Here is a 13,878-nt window from a genome sequence, read left to right on the forward strand (position 1 = left end):
CCGAGTGCGTGCCATGATGCCGCCCATGACGACCTCCCCTGAGACCGGCGCCACACCCGAGACCCCCTCCCGCGAGCTCACCACCATCGGGGTCGTCGGCCTCGGCACGATGGGCGCCGGGATCGCCGAGGTGTTCGCCCGCCACGGCTTCGACGTGGTCGGCGTCGAGCTCGACGACGAGGGCGTGGCCCGCGGACGCCGGCACCTGGAGTCCTCCACCGGCCGGGCGGTGGCGCGCGGCAAGCTCAGCGAGCAGGAGGCCGCCGACCTGCTCGGACGCATCCGCACCACCACCTCGCTCAAGGACCTGACCGACGCCGACCTGGTCATCGAGGCCGTGGTGGAGTCGGTGGCCACCAAGCAGCAGATCTTCCGCGAGCTCGACTCGATCGTGGCCCCCACGACGATCCTGGCCACCAACACCTCCTCGCTGTCGGTCACCGAGCTGTCCACCGCGACCTCGCACCCCGGTCGCGTGGTCGGCATCCACTTCTTCAACCCCGCGCCGGTGCAGCGCCTGGTCGAGGTCGTGCGCACCGTCGTCACCGACCCCACCGTGCTCGCCGACGTGCAGGACGTGCTGGCGCGGCTGGGCAAGAGCCCGGTGGTCTGCGGCGACAAGGCGGGGTTCATCGCCAACACCCTGCTCTTCGGCTATCTCAACCACGCCGCGTCCATGTTCGAGGGCAAGTACGCCTCCCGCGAGGACATCGACGCCGCGATGCGCTTCGGCTGCGGCTACCCGATGGGTCCGCTGGCGCTGCTGGACCTGATCGGTCTCGACACCGCCTACGAGATCCTCGAGACGATGTACCGCCAGGGCCGCGACCGGCTGCACGCGCCGACCCCGATCCTCAAGCAGATGGTCACCGCCGGCCTGCTGGGCCGCAAGACCGGGCGCGGCTTCTACACCTACGAGGCGCCCGACAGCCCGACCGTGGTCGCGGACGCCGCTACCCCGTCGGCCGACCAGGCCCCGCAGCTCAAGCACGACATCCGCACCGTCGGCGTCGTCGGCACCGGCACCATGGCGGCCGGCATCGTCGAGGTCTTCGCCAAGGCCGGCCACGACGTGGTCTGCGTGGGCCGGGCCGAGGCCAAGGTCGAGGGGGTGCGCGCCATGATCACCAAGAACTTCGACAAGCAGATCCAGCGCGGCCGGGCCACCGAGGAGCAGAAGAACGAGGTGCTGGCCCGCGTCACCGGCACCACCAGCCTCGACGACCTCGCGCAGGTCGACCTCGTCGTGGAGGCGATCGCCGAGGACCTGGCGATCAAGACCACGCTCTTCGAGAACCTCGACGAGATCTGCCGCCCCGGCGCGATCCTGGCCACCACCACCTCGTCGCTGCCGATCATCGAGATGGCCCGGGTCACCTCGCGTCCCCAGGACGTCATCGGCATGCACTTCTTCAACCCCGCCACCATCATGAAGCTGGTGGAGGTGGTCTCCACGGTGGCCACCGACGACGACGTCGCCGAGACCACGCGTGCGCTGTGCGCCAAGATCGGCAAGGTCGCCGTCTCGTGCGCCGACCGGGCCGGGTTCATCGTCAACGCGCTGCTGTTCCCCTACCTCAACGACGCGGTCAAGATGCTCGAGGCGCACTACGCGACGGCCGACGACATCGACACCGCGATGAAGCAGGGCTGCGCGCTGCCGATGGGCCCCTTCGAGCTGCTCGACGTGGTCGGCAACGACGTGTCGCTGGCCATCCAGCGCGAGCTCTACCTGGAGTTCCGCGAGCCCGGCTTCGCCCCGGCCCCGCTGCTGGAGCACCTGGTGACCGCGGGCTACCTGGGCCGCAAGACCAAGCGCGGGTTCCGCGACTACAGCGTGCGCTGAGCAGCTCCTGACTGGGCCGGTTCGCTGGGCCGGTCCGCCGGTGGCGGGGTCCGTAGGATGAGCGCATGATCGACCTGCTGCTCGTCCTGCTGGCCCTCGCCGCCGGTGTCGGCCTGCTCGGGTGGGTGGTCCGGCTCAGCGGCCGCCGCGCCGAGCAGGCCAGGGCCGCCGAGCTGGCGCCGGTGCGCCAGCTCGTCTTCGAGGACGTCACCGCGCTCGGCACCGAGCTGCAGGACCTCGACGCCGAGATGGCGGGCCACCACCTCGACGCGGGGGCCAACGCCGACTACCAGCGCGCGCTGGACGCCTACGAGGCCGCGAAGACGGCCGGGGACGCCATCACCGAGCCGAGCCAGGTCGAGGACGTCACCAAGATCATCGAGGACGGGCGCTACGCCGTGGCCTGCGTGCAGGCGCGCGTGCACGGGCTGCCGCTCCCGACCCGGCGCCCGCCCTGCTTCTTCGACCCCCGCCACGGGCTGTCGACGACCGACGTCGCCTTCACGCCGGCCGGTGGCACCCGCCGCGAGGTGCCCGCCTGCGCCCTCGACGCCGAGCGCGTGCTGGCCGGCGCCGAGCCGGACGCGCGCCAGGTGATGGTGGGCACCCGCCGGGTGCCGTACTGGCAGGGCGGGCGTGCCTACCAGCCCTACGCGCAGGGCTACTACGGCGCGTTCTCACCGATGGACTGGATGTTCGCCGGCCTGCTCTTCAGCGGGCTGGGGGGCTTCGACGCGCTCGGCGGCCTCGGTGAGGGGATCGGCGAGGGGCTGGGCGAGATCGGCGAGGGCTTCGGCGACCTGTTCGACTTCTAGGCGGGCTGCGCCAGTCCGTCGACCGCGCCCAGGAGCGCGGACGTGCTGAAGGGCTTGCCCAGCACCTGGTCGATGCCCGCGGCCCGGGCCGTGGCGTGGTCGGGCAGGGCGGTGACCATCAGCAGCGGCAGGTCGGGGCGCCGCATCTCGCCGCGGATGGCTGCGCAGAGGCCCAGCCCGTCGAGACGTGGCATGTTCCAGTCGAGCACCACGACGTCGTACTGCGTCGCACCCAGCAGTGCGAGCGCCTCGATGCCGTCGCCGGCCGTGTCGACCTCGTGCCCACCCTGGCGCGAGAGCACCAGCTGCATGAGCATCGACAGGTCCGGGTCGTCGTCGACGACGAGCACGCGCATCCGGGTCCCCCTTCTCCGGCGCCAAGTGTGGCACCGGGGGCGGGCTGGTGGTGGCGTTTCGCCGTCGACGACGACCGTGTCTCAGCCGCGGGCGCGCAGCTGGGCCACCTGCAGGAACACGACCCGGCCGTTCAGCGAGTCGCTGTCGATCGTGTCGGGGTCGGAGACGGAGTACTCGCCGCTCACCTCGACGGTGTAGCGCCCGGGCGCCAGGTCCTCGACGAGCGCGGAGGCGCTGCCGGTGCTGTAGCCGATCTCGGTGGTGGTCTGGGCGACCTGCTCGCCGTCGGCGTCCCGCACGGTAGCGGTGTAGAGCGCGAGGTTGGCGGCGGTGCCCGGAGTCGGGTAGACGAGCGCGACCTTGAGGGCGTCGGTGCGACGTCCGACCGTCACCTCGCGGGTGGCGGAGTAGGAGCCGCCCAGGGCGACGACGGGGGCGTCGTCCTGCCACACGTCGCTGCGGCGCACGCTCCAGGCGTCCTCACGGGCCAGGCGGCGGTCGGCGGTGCGCAGCCGCTTGGCGATCGCGCGGGTGAGCCGCTTGCCCTTCTTGCCCTGGACCAGGCGCACGGCCTTGTCGAGGTTCACGTGGCCGTAGCCGATCTGGTACGACAGCACCCGGCCGGCGTCGCCGGTCACCGGCGTGGCCGTGGCCTTGAGGGCGTCCTGCACCTGCAGCGGGCTCAGGCGCGGGTTGGCCTGCACGAGCACCGCTGCCACGCCCGCGATGTGGGGCGAGGACATCGACGTGCCCGACGCCGAGGCGTTGCCGCCCTGGGGGCAGGGGCCGATGACGCTGCCCGTGCTGTCGCAGGACGAGGAGATCGACACTCCGGGCGCCGTCAGGTCGGGCGAGGTGGAGCCGAAGCGGTCGCCACGGAAGACGGTGTGGCCGTCCTCACCGATCGGCACGGCACGCAGGTTGTCGTGCTCGAGACCGTTGGAGGAGAAGCCCCCGCGCTTGCGGTCGAGGTCGCTGGCGGCCACCGAGATCACCCAGGGCGCCTGGTTGAACGGGGAGACGCTGGCCTCGGCGTCGTCGCTGCCGGAGTTGCCGGCCGAGAAGACGACGACCGCACCGCGCTCGGTGACGGCCCGGGTGGCGACGTTGACGGGGTCGGCCGGGTCGTACTGGCGGAAGCTGTTGCCCCAGGAGTTGTTGACGACGTCGATGTCGAAGAGGTCGTCGTCGGCGAGCATGTGGTCGTAGGCGGTCACCACGGCGGTGGTGGTGATGACCGCGCCGATGGCGAAGCAGGCGAGCTTCGCATCGGGTGCCACGCCGATGTGCTCGGCGCCGGTGGTGCCGTCGGCGGCCACGATGCCGGCGACGTGGGTGCCGTGCCCGGAGCCGAGGTCGGTGTTGTCGTAGGGCGAGCCGGTGGTCGGCACGACCAGCATCGGGTCGGTGCCGGCGTTCACGTACTCGGGGCTGACCAGGATGGTGTTGTAGGCCATCCGCTGGGTCAGGTCGGGGTGGGTGCCGTCGCACCCGGAGTCCACGATGCCGACGGTGACGCCCTTGCCGGTCAGGCCCTTGCGACGCAGGGCGGCGGCGGCCTCCGGGCTCGAGGAGACGACGTCGCTGGAGGCGGTGTCGTGGTAGCTCAGCTGCTCGTCGGGGTAGACGTCGAGGCCGACACCCTCGAGCACGCTGGCCAGCAGCGCGGTGCGCGGCCCCTCGACCAGCGCGAGCGGCAGCTCGCGCATCGGCTGGACGACCAGGCCGAGCGCGCGCAGCGCCGTGACCTGGGCGGTGGTGGGCACGGCCGCGAACGTGACGACCGCGCGCTCACGACGAGTGGTGGTCGGTGTGGCGGCGAGCCGGGTCAGGCCGGGGCGCGTGGCGGCGAGGCGCTCGACGGCGGCGTCGGTGCCAGCGGCCCGAGCAGTGGTGGAGGCGGAGCCCTCGGCCGCGGCGCCGGTGGGGCCGAGGACGGAGAGCGAGAGGACTGCGGCGCTGGTGAGCGCGAGCAGGCGGTGGCGCGGGGGCGTCATGGAGGAGCCTTTCGGTGGGGACGCCCCTCCAACGCGGTGCGCGGGTGTCGGTTACGCCGTGTCGCTCACGCCGTGTCGCTCTGCCGGGCGCGGTAGGCGGCGACCGCGTTGCGGTTGCCGCAGGTGGTCGAGCAGAAGCGGCGCGAGCGGTTGCGGGAGAGGTCGAGCACGATCCCGTCGCAGTCGTCGTCGGCGCACACGCCCAGGCGCGACATCTCGTCGGTGCGGATCACGTCGATCATCGCCATGGCGGTCTCGACGGTCAGGCGGGTGACCAGGTCGGCGTCGGGGTCGCAGGCGTGGATGTGCCAGTCGTACGGCTCGTGGCGCACCAGGCGCGGCACCGCCCCGGCGTCGGCGAGCATCGTGTTGACCATCTCGACGGCGTCGTCGCGCTCGGCCAGCATCAGCGCGCGCAGGACCGGCCGGAGGGCGCGCACCTGCTCGAGCTCCTCGAGGGTGCGCTCGTGGCGGCCGCTGTACTCGTAGGAGGTGAAGAAGTCGTCGAGCTCCTCGATCGTCGTCAGCGTGTCCGGCTCCAGGGCGGTGTTGGCCAGGACCACGGCGGACTGCAGGGACATCTCGGTGTCATGAGCGAATACCACGTTGACACGTTACCAAACGAGGCTCTAGCGTCATGACCCATGACGACCTTGACTCATGACGCGCCGGTGCCCGCCGCGGCGACGTCCCGCCTCGGGGCCGGGCTGACCTTCGCCCTGGTCTCCGCCCTGTCCTTCGGGCTCTCGGGCGCCCTGGCGCGAGGTCTGCTGGACACGGGCTGGAGCCCGGGCGCGACGGTGCTCATCAGGGTCGCGATCGCGGCAGCGGTCGTGCTGCCGCTGGGGCTCCTGTCCCTGCGCGGGCGCTGGGCGCTGCTGCGCCGCAACGCCGGGCTGGTGGTGACCTACGGCGTGCTGGCCGTGGCCGGCGCCCAGTTCTGCTACTTCTCGGCCGTGCAGTACATGCAGGTCGGGCCGGCGCTCCTGATCGAGTACACCGCCCCCGCTGCCGTGGTGGTCTGGCTGTGGCTGCGCCACGGCCAGCGCCCGGGGGCGGTCACCCTCCTCGGCGCCGGCCTCGCGGCCGCAGGCCTGGTGCTGGTGCTCGACGTGGCCTCCGGCGCCGACATCAGCCTGCCGGGCGTCGCCTGGGGCCTCGGGGCGATGGTCGGCGCGGCGACGTACTTCGTGATCTCGGCCGACGAGGACAACGGACTGCCGCCCTTCGCGCTGGCCGCCGGCGGGCTCGTCGTCGGCTCACTGGTGCTCGGCACGCTGGGCCTGGTCGGGCTGATGCCGATGACCGCCGGCACCGCCCCGGCGACGTACGCCGTCGGGGAGGTCGCCTGGTGGGTGCCGGTGCTGCTGCTGGGCCTGGTGACCGCCGGGCTGTCCTACACGAGTGGGATCGCCGCCGGGCGGCGCCTGGGCTCGCGGCTGGCGTCGTTCGTGGCGCTGACCGAGGTGCTGGCCGCGGTGGTCTTCGCCTGGCTGCTGCTCGACGAGCTCCCGCGCGCCGTCCAGCTCGTCGGCGGCGTGCTGGTCCTCGCCGGCGTGGTCGTGGTCAAGCTGGGGGAGTCGCGCACCGTGCGGCCGGAGCCCGTCGTCACCTGACCCGCCGGCGTGCCTTCAGCTCCCAGCCTCGGAGTGGGTGCTGGGTGAGGTGCCATCGGGGGTCGTGGGCTCGGTGGTGGTGCCAGGAGCAGAGGGGGAGTGCGTCGTCGAGGTCGGTGTCGCCGTGGTGGGCCCAGGGGGTGAGGTGGTGTGTCTCGGTCCAGGCGAAGGGTCTCTCGCAGGTGCCGATGGCGCAGGTGTCGTAGAGCAGGAAGAGCGCTTTGCGTTGGTGGTGGGTGTGGAGCCGTTTGGTCCTGCCGAGGTCGAGTGGAACGGACTGGGAGTTGAGGACGGCGGGGACGAGGCCGGCTTCGCAGGCCAGGCGGCGCAGGTCCCCGGCGGCGGTGCGGGTGCCGGTGTCGAGCTTGGCGGTGCCGGTCTCGTGGGGTCCGTGCCAGTCGGGCCAGGTGGCGGGGTCGAGGTCACCGGTGGCGGCGAGGTCGCGGGCGAGGTCCTCGGCAGTCATGGTGACCAGGAGCGTGAGGGCGTTGGCGCCGTTCCAGCCGTCGGTGGGCAGGTGCTCGATGAGCTCGCACAGGGCGTTGCCTGCGACCTCCCAGCCGGACAGGCCGTGGTCGGGGCCGGTGGGGGCGGACTCGTCGTAGCCGGAGATGTTCTCGCCCTCTGGGCCGGTGCGCGCTTTGTTGAGGCGGCGGGGTGCCGACAGGGTCTCGATGGCGGTGCGGAGCAGGGAGCCGTGGAGCTCGGGGATGGTGAACTTGCCGGAGTAGGTGCCGTCGCCGTTGTCGTGCAGCGCGAGGTAGGTCTCGTGCTTGGCTCGCCGTGACTCGCGGCCGAGCATGATCGCTTCGTGCTGGTCGGCGAGGTCGCGGTCGACGACGTCGAGCATCCGCCTCGCGGCCTGGCGGAGCCGTTTGGGGTTCATCGGCCGCCCGGTGCGGGTGCCGACGCCGGTGGCCTTGTTGACCAGGACCTCCTCGGCGGCGGCGAGCTGCTCGGGAGTGGTTTCGAGGGGTGCCTGCTCGGCGGCGGCGACGATGACGCGGACCTGGCGGGTGGTGATCGCCCCGGTGGCGTACGCCTGACGGGCGTGGTGGTACTTGCTGCGGAGCAGCTCCGCCACCCGGGCACCACCGGCGAGGACCTCACGGGACTGGCCGGTCAGCGCGGCCGCCCAAGCGTCGGTGCCGGTGGCGGCCTCAGCATCGGCGACCTGGCGTCGTTCGGCCTCCCCGAGCACCTCACCCAGCAGCGCGGAGGACTCCGCCTCGAGCGCGGACAGTGCCTGGACCAGCACGGCGAGGTCCTCGACCGGCTGCCGACGCAGATCCCCGTCGCGAGCAGCCGCCATCGCAGCACGCGCGGCCGCGACCGCCGCCGCGACAGGACCCGACTCAGGGGCTGGAGCAAGGCTGGCGGGCACCCCGACACCCGGGCCGGGGGCCCGGTCGCTGGTGGGGTGCTGGAGCAGCCTCATGCACATCATTCTCCCACGCATGAGGCGCTTTGTCGAACATTTGTTCGAGACTGTGAAAGAGTGTTGGAAAGAAGATCAGTCGTCGAGCAGGTCGGTGGCTAGCATGTGGCCGAATCGTCCCTTCCAGGTCTGCGAGTGCTCATGTCCCAGCCAGGGGAGCAGATGAATCCGCTCATGCCCCACGCGTCCGAGCTGGTGTTCGGCATGCTGACTGTGGCCCACACCCTGCTGCTGCTCGTCGTCGTGCTCCAGGTGCTGAGAGGCAGGCTGAGGGTGCCGCACGGCCTGGTGGGCGTCCTCACCCTGCTCCTGGTGCCGGTCGTCGGGCCGCTACTGGTGCTGACCTGGCAAGGACGCGTCGACCGGCACCGGGCACGCGCCGGCCAGGCAGCGTCGTCGTCAGGCGTGCTCCCGTGATGGGACTCCTCGAGGCGTCGACCACTGTCGTGCTGCCGGCGTTGCGGTCGGTCCTCGCGGAAGACGAGATCTGCTCGCTCGAGCTGAGCCTCTCGGACGATCTGGACGGGTCGGTGGTCCTGCACCTCGATGCGCGGGGTGAGATCTTCCGCGACTTCGTCGTCCAAGGCATCGCGCCGCAGACGACCCCCCAGGAGTGGCAGGAGCGGTTGCGGTCGAACCTCGTCGACTTCGTGGCCGAGAGCCGCTTCGGCTGGGGAGAGAACCGCGACCAGCGCTGAGGCCGTCGACGCGATCGTCCTAGGGTGCTCGGTATGGCGACCGCCGACATCCGCCCCTACCGCGACCAGGACCGCCGCGACGCCGAGGCGATCGCTCGGCTTTCCACGACCGTGCAGTGGCCCTCGCTGACCGACGCCGGGGTCGTGCACCGGGTCTGCACCGCGCCGGGTGCCGAGGCGTACGTCGCCGACGTGGACGGCGAGCTGGTGGGCTGGGCGCAGGCGCTCGGCGACGGTGTCCTGCAGTCGCACCTCGGGTTCGTGGCGGTGCACCCCGACCACCGCGGCCGCGGCATCGCCCGGCTGCTGGTGGTCGCGGTCTTCCAGGCGACCGGCACCCTGCGGATGGACCTGATCACCGACTCGGCGTCGGGGCTCTACGAGTCCTTCAGCCACACGCGCATGCAGGGCTTCCGGATCTACCCCGGCGCCTGACCCCGAGCCGGGAGCCGGCGCCGGCTCGGCAAGGAACTGGCGCCGGGTCGGCGAGGAACTGGCGCCGGCTCGGCGAGGAACTGGCGCCGGCTCGCGGCTAGGCGGCGTCCTGGCGGCGGATGAAGACCTCGCGCACCAGCATCAGGATCGCGGCCGCGGTCGGGATGGCGAGGAGGGCGCCCACGACCCCGAGCAGGGCGGCACCGACCAGCGCCGCGATCACGATGACCGCGCCGGGCAGGTCGACCGAGCGTGACATCACCCGCGGGTAGATCACGTAGTTCTCGACCTGCTGGTAGACGACGTAGAAGACCAGGCAGGCCAGGCCGATGGTCGGGTCCGTGGCGAAGCCGATGGCGGTCACGATGACCGCGCCGATGGTGGCGCCGATCATCGGGATGACGTCGAGCAGCGCCACCACGAAGGCCAGCGCGACGGCGTACTCGCCCAGCCCCACGATGAACAGGAAGATCAGGGAGGACAGCCCGGCGGCGAGGGCGACGACGAAGGCGCCCGACACGTAGCCGCCGATGCCGGCGAGCACGCGGTCGCCGAGCTTGCTGACCCGGTCGCGGCGCGAGGCCGGAGCGAGCCGGTAGAGCCCGGCGGTGGTGGCCTTCATCGAGGCCAGGAAGTAGAGGGTCAGCACGATGATGATGAAGGCGTTGAACAGCGCCCCCAGCACCGCGAGCCCGATGCCCAGCGCGCCCCCGAAGAGGGTGCCCACGAAGTCGCCGCCGGCGACGTAGTCACGCGCCTTGTCGATGACCTGGTACTCGTCGTTGAGCTGCTGCACGCGCTCGTTGCTCTGCAGCTGGTCGAACCAGCCGGGCGCGTTCTGGCCGATGGCCGCGACCTGGTCGGTGATGACCGGGACGATCGCCACGGTGAACAGGGCCACGACGACCAGGAAGGCGACGATGACGGCCAGCACGGCCATCGACCGGCTGAGCCCGCGCCGCACCAGCGCCTCGACGGCGGGGTTGAGCCCGGCCGCCAGGAACAGCGCGACGACCACCAGCAGCAGCGTGCTGCTGATCGAGAGCAGGGTCGTGCCCAGCCACCAGGCCGTCAGTGCGCCGAGGCCGCCGAAGAAGCCCAGGTAGAAGGGCGCGCGCCGGTCGATCGGGGGGCCAGGGGTGCCGAGGTCCTCCGAGGAGACCGAGCCGTCGGACGCCTCGTCGTCGTGCCCCTGCTCCTCGACGGTCGCCTCCTCGGCGGCCGCGTCGCTCACGAGGTGGAGCCGGTCTGCGTCTCCTCGTCGTCGCCGAAGGCGTTGACCAGGTCGGCCAGCGAGGCCAGCTGGGCGGTGATGCCGTCGCGGCGCTTGCGCAGCCGCTCGACCTCGGCGCGGACCTTGGCCAGCTCGCGCTCGGCCTCGGCGGTGCTGGTCGAGCTGATCGACTCCGACTGGGTGCGGGCCGAGACCACGATCTGCTCGGCCTCGCGCCGGGCGCGGCCCAGCATCGCCTCCGACTCCTTGGTGGCCTGCTCACGGTGCTGCGTGGCCTGGGCGGTGGCCTGCGCGGCGCGCTCCTCGGCGGCGCTCGCGCGCTGCTCGGCCTCGGCGACCAGGCGCTGGGTCTCGGCCATGGCGGTGTTGTGGTGGTCGGTGGCCTCGCGGGCCAGGCGCTCCTTCTCCACCGCGAGGGTGCGTCGGGCCTCCTGGACCTCGCGGTCGGCCGCGGCGCGCGCCTGCTCGACCGCGCGCTGCGCGGAGGTGCGCATCTCGGTGGACTCCTGCTCGGCGGCCAGGCGCAGCTGGTCGGACTCGCGGCGCGCCGCCGCGAGCACGTCGGCGGCCTCGCTGCGCGCCAGGCTCAGCTCCTGCTGGGCGTCGGCGAGGATGCGGGTGCGGTGCTCCTCGAGCTCCTTGAGCTGGACCATCCGCATGTCCTCGGCCTCGCGGGAGGCGTCGGCCCGGATCGCCTGGGCGTCGCGGGTGGCCTGGCTGCGGATCTCCTCGGCGTCGCGCTCGGCGGTGTCGCGGATCTCGGCGGCCTCCTCCTCGGCCAGGCGCAGCATCGAGCTGGCCCGCCCGCCCAGCCCGGCGTACGACGGCCGCTCGGCCTCGGCGAGCTCCTCGCGGGCCGCGGCGACCTCGCGCTGCAGCTCGGCCACCCGCCGCTCCGACTCGGCGAGCGCGCTGGAGAGCCCGCTCTTCTCGCCGACGAGCTGGCGCACCTTGGTGTCGACGACCGCGGCGTCGTAGCCGCCGCGGCGCACGGTCGGGAAGGTCGGGGTGTCGGTGCGTGCGGCCCCGCCGCTGCTGCCGGTGCCGGCGCTGCCGCCCGCGGCGGCCCCGCGGGGCGCGGTCGCGGGGGTGCTGCGGGGGGCTGGAGCGGCGCCGCTCGCGCCGCTCTTGGCGTCGCTGCCGACGGTGGGGATCACCTGGGTCTTGTCGGCGTCGCCCGCAGGGCGCTCCGGCTCGTCGTCGAAGATGGACAGGCCCTGGTCGCTCATCGAGAAAACCCTTCTTGCCGCGCTGGGGGGAGGAACTGGTGACGCATCGCCCGAGTCGGCGTGCTCCCGGTGCTCATCTTGGCCGATGCCGCCCCCGGAGCACACCTCGCCACCCCCGGATCCGCCTGAGAAGGCGCTGTGAGTGCCGGAGGCCGCGCGGTGTTCACGCTGGCGTGACGCAGGCGGCCCGCCTGCAGGAGCTGCAGGCGGGCCGCTGGTCGAGCGTCGTACGGGGCTGGTGGTGCTGGTGGTGCTGGGGCTCAGACCCCGCGGAAGCGGTTGATCGCGTCGATGTGCTTCTCGCGCATCTCGGTGTCGCGCACGCCCAGGCCCTCCTCGGGGGCCAGGCACAGCACGCCGACCTTGCCCTGGTGCAGGTTGTGGTGCACGTCCAGGGAGGCCTGACCGACCTCGTCCATCGAGTAGGTGCGCGACAGGGTCGGGTGGATCATGCCCTTGGCGATGAGGCGGTTGGCCTCCCACGACTCGCGGTAGTTGGCGAAGTGGCTGGACACGATGCGCTTGAGGTTCATCCACAGGTAGCGGTTGTCGTACTCGTGCATGTAGCCCGAGGTCGAGGCGCAGGTGGTGATGGTGCCGCCCTTGCGGGTGACGTAGACCGAGGCGCCGAAGGTCTCGCGACCCGGGTGCTCGAAGACGATGTCGATGTCCTCGCCGCCGGTCAGCTCACGGATCTTGGCACCGAAGCGCTTCCACTCGGCGGGGTCCTGGGTGTGCTCGTCCTTCCAGAACTTGTAGCCCTCCTCCGAGCGGTTGATGATCAGCTCGGCGCCCATGGAGCGCGCGATCTGGGCCTTCTCCTCGTTGGAGACCACGCAGACCGGCACGGCACCGCCGTTGAGGGCGTACTGGGTGGCGAAGCCGCCGAGGCCGCCCGAGGCGCCCCAGATCAGCACGTTGTCGCCCTGCTTCATCTGCCCGGCGTTCCGGGAGACCAGCTGGCGGTAGGCGGTGGAGTTCACCAGGCCCGGCGAGGCGGCCTCCTCCCAGGTCAGGTGAGCCGGCTTGGGCATCAGCTGGTTGGACTTGACCAGCGCGATGTGGGCCAGACCGCCGAAGTTGGTCTCGAAGCCCCAGATCCGCTGCTGCGGGTCCATCATCGAGTCGTCGTGGCCCTCGGCGTCCTCGAGCTCGACCGAGAGGCAGTGCGCGACGACCTCGGTGCCGGGCTGCCACTTCGTCACGCCCGGGCCGGTCTGCAGCACCACGCCGGCCAGGTCGGAGCCGACCACGTGGTAGGGCAGGTCGTGGCGCTTGGTCAGCTCGGAGAGGCGGCCGTAGCGCTTGAGGAAGCCGAAGGTCGAGACCGGCTCGAAGATCGAGGTCCACACGGTGTTGTAGTTGATCGCCGAGGCCATCACCGCGACGTACGCCTCGCCCGGGCCGAGCTCGGGCAGCGCCACGTCCTCGACGTGCAGCGACTTGCGGGGGTCCTTGTCGCGGGTGGCGACGCCCTCGAACATGTCGACCTCGTCCGCGTGCACGGTCACGGCGCGGTAGGACTCGGGCAGGTCGAGGTTCGCGAAGTCTCCGGGGGCGGTGTCGCCCGCCATGATCGCGTCGAGGATGTGCTGCACGTGGGCTCCTGGTGGGTTGGGGCGGGGTGTCGCGGGTGGTGGTGCGGGGTGCTGGTCGCGAAGATTACTGCCGAGTAACCTCGGGGTCGACCCGGTGTGACCCACGGCTCATCGTGGGCCGGTGGTGGCTCAGTGCCCGGCGGCCGGCTCGACGATCTCGACGAGCACGCCGCCGGCGTCCTTGGGGTGCACGAAGTTGATGCGGCTGTCGGAGGTGCCGCGGCGCGGCTCGTCGTAGAGCATTCGCAGGCCGCGCTCGCGCAGCAGCGCGCTGACGGCCTCGACGTCGGTGACGCGGTAGGCCACCTGCTGGCAGCCGGGCCCGTTGCGGTCGATGAACTTCGCGATCGTCGAGGCGGGCGAGAGCGGGGCGAGCAGCTGCACGCACGAGGTGGAGTCGCCCACGGCCATCATCGCCTCGCGCACGCCCTGCTCCTCGTTGACCTCCTCGTGGGCCAGCCGCATCCCGAAGACGTCGCGGTAGAAGGCGATCGCCGCGTCGAGGTCGGGGACCGCCATGCCGACGTGGTCGATGGCGGTGAAGAGGTGGCCGGGCACGCCCAGGGGGCCGTCGCTCTCGCCGGGGCTCGGGGCAGGGGAGGAGGTCATGGCGAG

At 72.1% G+C, this 13,878-nt stretch carries 14 protein-coding genes; 6 read left to right on the plus strand and 8 right to left on the minus strand.

Annotated elements, in window-relative coordinates; all coding sequences use genetic code 11:
• Positions 1-25: 25 nt before the first annotated feature.
• Together OCU29_RS12435 and OCU29_RS12440 are read left to right on the plus strand one after the other, a co-directional pair.
• Positions 26-1,846: a 3-hydroxyacyl-CoA dehydrogenase family protein gene (locus OCU29_RS12435; RefSeq protein ID WP_246305188.1), complete on the plus strand. Its 1,821-nt coding sequence runs from the start codon at positions 26-28 to the stop codon at positions 1,844-1,846.
• A gap of 65 nt (positions 1,847-1,911) precedes the next feature.
• Entirely contained in the window at positions 1,912-2,661 is a 750-nt protein-coding gene (locus OCU29_RS12440) for a hypothetical protein (RefSeq protein WP_261820171.1), read from the plus strand.
• On the opposite strand, the gene OCU29_RS12445 is transcribed toward OCU29_RS12440, so the two are convergent.
• The 3 genes from OCU29_RS12445 to OCU29_RS12455 form a co-directional block, all read right to left on the minus strand.
• The gene (locus OCU29_RS12445; RefSeq protein WP_179617037.1) at positions 2,658-3,017 is read right to left on the minus strand and encodes a response regulator transcription factor; all 360 of its coding nucleotides are present in this window, start codon (positions 3,015-3,017) and stop codon (positions 2,658-2,660) included. The two genes, OCU29_RS12440 and OCU29_RS12445, sit on opposite strands and share 4 nt — an antisense overlap.
• 81 nt (positions 3,018-3,098) lie before the next feature.
• Positions 3,099-5,015 (minus strand): S8 family serine peptidase, encoded by a 1,917-nt coding sequence (locus tag OCU29_RS12450; protein ID WP_261820172.1) that lies wholly within the window; start codon positions 5,013-5,015, stop codon positions 3,099-3,101.
• Positions 5,016-5,080: 65 nt separating this feature from the next.
• Positions 5,081-5,596, minus strand: coding sequence for a CGNR zinc finger domain-containing protein (locus tag OCU29_RS12455; RefSeq protein WP_218876396.1), 516 nt, complete (start codon positions 5,594-5,596; stop codon positions 5,081-5,083).
• Positions 5,597-5,659: 63 nt separating this feature from the next.
• On the opposite strand from OCU29_RS12455, the gene OCU29_RS12460 reads away from it, so the two are divergent.
• Positions 5,660-6,631 carry a DMT family transporter gene (locus OCU29_RS12460; protein WP_261820173.1) on the plus strand — a complete coding sequence of 324 codons (972 nt, stop codon included), beginning with the start codon at positions 5,660-5,662 and terminating at the stop codon, positions 6,629-6,631.
• Here OCU29_RS12460 and OCU29_RS12465 read toward each other — a convergent pair.
• Entirely contained in the window at positions 6,624-8,069 is a 1,446-nt protein-coding gene (locus OCU29_RS12465; protein WP_261820174.1) for an HNH endonuclease signature motif containing protein, read from the minus strand. The two genes, OCU29_RS12460 and OCU29_RS12465, sit on opposite strands and share 8 nt — an antisense overlap.
• A 174-nt stretch (positions 8,070-8,243) precedes the next feature.
• Here OCU29_RS12465 and OCU29_RS12470 point away from each other — a divergent pair, with 174 nt between their 5' ends.
• The 3 genes from OCU29_RS12470 to OCU29_RS12480 are packed head-to-tail and all read left to right on the plus strand — an operon-like array spanning position 8,244 to position 9,202.
• Positions 8,244-8,486: a hypothetical protein gene (locus tag OCU29_RS12470; RefSeq protein WP_261820175.1), complete on the plus strand. Its 243-nt coding sequence runs from the start codon at positions 8,244-8,246 to the stop codon at positions 8,484-8,486.
• The gene (locus OCU29_RS12475) at positions 8,483-8,767 is read left to right on the plus strand and encodes a hypothetical protein (RefSeq protein WP_261820176.1); all 285 of its coding nucleotides are present in this window, start codon (positions 8,483-8,485) and stop codon (positions 8,765-8,767) included. Before OCU29_RS12470 ends, OCU29_RS12475 begins: the two co-directional genes overlap by 4 nt.
• 33 nt (positions 8,768-8,800) lie before the next feature.
• Positions 8,801-9,202 carry a GNAT family N-acetyltransferase gene (locus OCU29_RS12480; RefSeq protein ID WP_261820177.1) on the plus strand — a complete coding sequence of 134 codons (402 nt, stop codon included), beginning with the start codon at positions 8,801-8,803 and terminating at the stop codon, positions 9,200-9,202.
• Between the two features lie 97 nt (positions 9,203-9,299).
• Here OCU29_RS12480 and OCU29_RS12485 read toward each other — a convergent pair whose 3' ends face one another.
• The 4 genes from OCU29_RS12485 to mce form a co-directional block, all read right to left on the minus strand.
• Positions 9,300-10,436, minus strand: a complete 1,137-nt coding sequence (locus tag OCU29_RS12485; RefSeq protein ID WP_261820178.1) for an AI-2E family transporter — start codon at positions 10,434-10,436, stop codon at positions 9,300-9,302.
• Positions 10,433-11,665, minus strand: a complete 1,233-nt coding sequence (locus OCU29_RS12490) for a hypothetical protein (RefSeq protein WP_179617028.1) — start codon at positions 11,663-11,665, stop codon at positions 10,433-10,435. The genes OCU29_RS12485 and OCU29_RS12490 overlap by 4 nt, the downstream gene beginning before the upstream one ends.
• A gap of 260 nt (positions 11,666-11,925) precedes the next feature.
• Entirely contained in the window at positions 11,926-13,263 is a 1,338-nt protein-coding gene (gene ccrA, locus OCU29_RS12495) for a crotonyl-CoA carboxylase/reductase (RefSeq protein WP_179617027.1), read from the minus strand.
• A gap of 129 nt (positions 13,264-13,392) precedes the next feature.
• A complete protein-coding gene (gene mce / locus OCU29_RS12500; RefSeq protein WP_261820179.1) occupies positions 13,393-13,872 on the minus strand; it encodes a methylmalonyl-CoA epimerase in 480 nt (159 codons plus the stop codon).
• Positions 13,873-13,878: the final 6 nt, after the last annotated feature.

It is taken from the genome of Nocardioides sp. OK12 (assembly GCF_024341885.1).
Taxonomy (GTDB): Bacteria; Actinomycetota; Actinomycetes; order Propionibacteriales; family Nocardioidaceae; genus Nocardioides; species Nocardioides marinisabuli.

Coding starts and splice junctions, on each gene's coding strand:
- OCU29_RS12465 (WP_261820174.1), bottom strand. CDS start 8,069: ATGAGGCTGCTCCAGCACCCCACCAGCGACCGGGCCCCCGGCCCGGGT.
- OCU29_RS12460 (WP_261820173.1), top strand. CDS start 5,660: ATGACGACCTTGACTCATGACGCGCCGGTGCCCGCCGCGGCGACGTCC.
- OCU29_RS12480 (WP_261820177.1), top strand. CDS start 8,801: ATGGCGACCGCCGACATCCGCCCCTACCGCGACCAGGACCGCCGCGAC.
- OCU29_RS12440 (WP_261820171.1), top strand. CDS start 1,912: ATGATCGACCTGCTGCTCGTCCTGCTGGCCCTCGCCGCCGGTGTCGGC.
- OCU29_RS12455 (WP_218876396.1), bottom strand. CDS start 5,596: ATGTCCCTGCAGTCCGCCGTGGTCCTGGCCAACACCGCCCTGGAGCCG.
- OCU29_RS12445 (WP_179617037.1), bottom strand. CDS start 3,017: ATGCGCGTGCTCGTCGTCGACGACGACCCGGACCTGTCGATGCTCATG.
- OCU29_RS12450 (WP_261820172.1), bottom strand. CDS start 5,015: ATGACGCCCCCGCGCCACCGCCTGCTCGCGCTCACCAGCGCCGCAGTC.
- OCU29_RS12435 (WP_246305188.1), top strand. CDS start 26: ATGACGACCTCCCCTGAGACCGGCGCCACACCCGAGACCCCCTCCCGC.
- OCU29_RS12490 (WP_179617028.1), bottom strand. CDS start 11,665: ATGAGCGACCAGGGCCTGTCCATCTTCGACGACGAGCCGGAGCGCCCT.
- OCU29_RS12470 (WP_261820175.1), top strand. CDS start 8,244: ATGCCCCACGCGTCCGAGCTGGTGTTCGGCATGCTGACTGTGGCCCAC.
- mce (WP_261820179.1), bottom strand. CDS start 13,872: ATGACCTCCTCCCCTGCCCCGAGCCCCGGCGAGAGCGACGGCCCCCTG.